Origin of the sequence: Daejeonella sp. (assembly GCF_044342615.1) — a bacterium.
Lineage (GTDB): Bacteria > Bacteroidota > Bacteroidia > Sphingobacteriales > Sphingobacteriaceae > Daejeonella.
In genome coordinates, this window is the sequence record NZ_JBIIPN010000214.1 from 1 (window position 1) to 2,854 (window position 2,854).

A 2,854-nucleotide genomic window follows, 5' to 3' on the forward strand; every position below is an offset into this window, starting at 1 on the left:
AATGGAATGAGCCCGGTACAATACCGAGCTCATCACTTTAAAACTTAATTATTAAATTCGTCCAACTTTTGGGGTTCAGTCCATTAGACCGGCTTCTTTATTTCTAGGATTATTTTTATTTAATAAGATTATATAGTTCGTCTAATTTAGGTGAAAGAACGATTTCAATTCGTCTATTACGACTTCTGATCTCAGGGCTTGATCCAATTTCTATCGGTTGATATTCCCCTTTTCCTGTGGCAGTGATACGGTCATTTTCAATTTTTTCAATTTCGGTTAAAAAACGAACCACAGAGGTAGCCCTTAAAACACTTAAATCCCAATTGTCCTTAATTTGACCTAGATTTACCACACGCTGATTATCCGTATGCCCTTCCACAGAAATATTAATCTCAGGTTGCGTTTTTAACACCTTGGCAAGCTCTTTTAAAGCTAGCTCACCTTTCTCATCAATAATGATACTTCCACTACTAAACAGTAATTTATCAGTTAAAGAAACATATACCTTACCATTCCGTATATCAACACTCAAGCCGTTCTGCTGAAAACCCAATAAAGCTTTTTGTAATTTATCCTTTAAAGCATTGGTAGCTTCATCTCTTTTTCTTAGGATGTCTTCAACCTCTGTTAAACGCGCTTCACGTTTTTGTAAATCATCAGCTAGCTTTTGGATTTCTGAAGTGGTATTTGACTTTAATGCCGAATAGTTCTCGTCAAGAGTTTTTAACTTTTTTTCAAGCTCAGTAATTTTTGCATTTAGCAGGGCAGTATCCGACCTTAAACTAACCATTTCTCCTTCTAAAGCATTAACCTTATTTCGAGAAGCTTCCCAGCCTAGAGATATGGAATCCTTTTGAACAAGTAATGCATTATATTTTTTTGTAGACATTACCACACAAGACGAGATAAAGCTTATTGAAAATAATAGAATTAGGGAGTGAAAAATAGTTCTCATCTTTTTTAGTTAAGAAATTGCGTTTCGTAAAAATCCAATAAATGGGTATAATTTTGCAAAGCCCTCAATTACTTGTTCAGCAGCATTCGGACTTGACAATTCTTTTTGATTTAATGCATGAGTAAAAGTAAAACTTTTAAGTTTTAGAAATTCAAGCTCGGGATGATCAATTTCATAACCTTTCGGACAGGTCTTCAATTTATATTCAGTATCTATGCCCCCAAAATAGTTTAGAAATGAAGAATTCTTAATAATATTTCTAAAATCAGTCCCATTATAATCAATTTCCTGCCTAATAGCCTTCAATAAATCAGCATCTGGCATCCAGCACCCCCCACCGATAAATGAATCTTGAGGATGTATATGTAGATAATATCCAGGGCCATTGAACTTTTTACCGTTAGGAGAAAAGCCGATACCAAAATTGCTTTTATAGGGTGTTTTATCCTTGCTAAATCGAATATCACGATAAATTCTATTCACACAATCTTTGGATGCCATTGTAGAAGGTATGGCTGAATCAAATTTGGAAATACCTGCTAATACATTAGAAGCAAAATCAAGAACATTTAAACGTGCGTCTTCATACCTAACTTTATTCAATAAAAACCAATTACGGTTATTATTAGATGCTAAGTCGCTTAAAAACTTAAATGTGCTCGAGTTTATCATTCGTATCGTATTCTGGCTTATACTTAACTTTAGGTGCTAAGAAATGAAGCAGCAAAACCTTAGAATACCTATAGTTAATTGGAGTAAGTGCAAAAACAGATAATAAGATAGAAACTATATATAACCAAGGAGATTTATCATTCCCAGTAATTAAATAAGTCAAAAGGCCTACATTTAACATTTCGGCAACCACAAATGCATAACTAACATACATTGCTCCATAAAAAAAGCCCGGCTCTATTTCAAACTTCATATGACAATGAGAACAGGTTTCATTGGTACGTTGCAAATTTAAACCGTATAAAGAACCTGAAAATATTTTACCCCTTCTACAGCGTGGACATTTAGATTGTAAAACTGCTATAAATTTGGATGTTTTTGCCATTGAAAATTAAAATATTGAAAATGTATTTTTAAGAAATAATATTAATTAAGATTAATTTTATTTTCTTTCATGTTGATATTGACATTTTTTCGCCTGTATTTTTTATACCATAAAAAACCAACAGCGGCAATAGCAATATAAGGAGCTGCTAGAAGATATAAAATCCCTCTATTTAAGCCATTACCTTCAGTATTTCCATTCTGAACAGAATTTTCAGCATTCAGAGTACACATGGAACATTGAGCAACTGAGTCTGAAGAATGAAAAATTGCCCCAAAAACAATTAAACAAATTATAACTATCCTAAGAGTTTTCATAATACAAAGATAGGTTATTTTGAAACACAATCGCTTTTTAACGATTAATTCCAAGGTTAAATATTGTTTTTTACCCTATTAGGACAAAAATTAAAAAGTATAATAAGGCGAAATCATAAGGTATACAATTACCCCAGTAACAGTAACATATAACCAAATTGGGTAAGTCCAGCGGACAAGCTTTTTATGCGCTATAACCTCCATTTGGAGTCCCTTTTGGAAACTAAAAAGTACCAAAGGTAGAACCACCGCTGCTAAGATAATATGAGTTATTAAAATAAAATAATAAACTGTACGAATGAAACCGCTCCCACCATAGGTTGTTTTTATACCTGTAGCGTGAAAAATTATGTAGGATATTAGAAACAAGGAGGATAAAATAAAGGTCAATATATTGGCCTTCTTATGACTATCAATATCTTGTTTTTTTATAAAGTAGAGTGAAATCAGCAGTAATACACTACACGTTCCGTTAACTATTGCGTTGAATTTAGGGAGGAAAAATACCCATTCAGGAATAGCTGT

At 32.8% G+C, this 2,854-nt stretch carries 5 protein-coding genes; all 5 read right to left on the minus strand.

From position 1 onward, the window contains the following. Positions 1 to 115: 115 nt before the first annotated feature. A complete protein-coding gene (locus ACIQ0D_RS12490; RefSeq protein WP_395806110.1) occupies positions 116 to 889 on the minus strand; it encodes an OmpA family protein in 774 nt (257 codons plus the stop codon). 75 nt (positions 890 to 964) lie between these two features. Continuing rightward, complete coding sequence (locus ACIQ0D_RS12495) at positions 965 to 1,627, minus strand: DUF2461 domain-containing protein (protein WP_395806112.1); 663 nt, start codon at positions 1,625 to 1,627, stop codon at positions 965 to 967. Further along, positions 1,605 to 2,012 carry a DUF983 domain-containing protein gene (locus tag ACIQ0D_RS12500; protein WP_395806114.1) on the minus strand — a complete coding sequence of 136 codons (408 nt, stop codon included), beginning with the start codon at positions 2,010 to 2,012 and terminating at the stop codon, positions 1,605 to 1,607. The genes ACIQ0D_RS12495 and ACIQ0D_RS12500 overlap by 23 nt, the downstream gene beginning before the upstream one ends. Before the next feature lie 41 nt (positions 2,013 to 2,053). Then, a complete protein-coding gene (locus ACIQ0D_RS12505) occupies positions 2,054 to 2,329 on the minus strand; it encodes a hypothetical protein (protein WP_395806115.1) in 276 nt (91 codons plus the stop codon). 90 nt (positions 2,330 to 2,419) lie between these two features. Then, positions 2,420 to 2,854, minus strand: a 435-nt coding sequence (locus ACIQ0D_RS12510) for a DUF420 domain-containing protein (protein WP_395806117.1), incomplete at its 5' end; no start/stop codon positions are given.

Bases quoted from the DNA above. Each gene is read 5' to 3' on its own strand.
- ACIQ0D_RS12490 (WP_395806110.1), bottom strand. From the start codon at position 889: ATGTCTACAAAAAAATATAATGCATTACTTGTTCAAAAGGATTCCATA.
- ACIQ0D_RS12495 (WP_395806112.1), bottom strand. From the start codon at position 1,627: ATGATAAACTCGAGCACATTTAAGTTTTTAAGCGACTTAGCATCTAAT.
- ACIQ0D_RS12500 (WP_395806114.1), bottom strand. From the start codon at position 2,012: ATGGCAAAAACATCCAAATTTATAGCAGTTTTACAATCTAAATGTCCA.
- ACIQ0D_RS12505 (WP_395806115.1), bottom strand. From the start codon at position 2,329: ATGAAAACTCTTAGGATAGTTATAATTTGTTTAATTGTTTTTGGGGCA.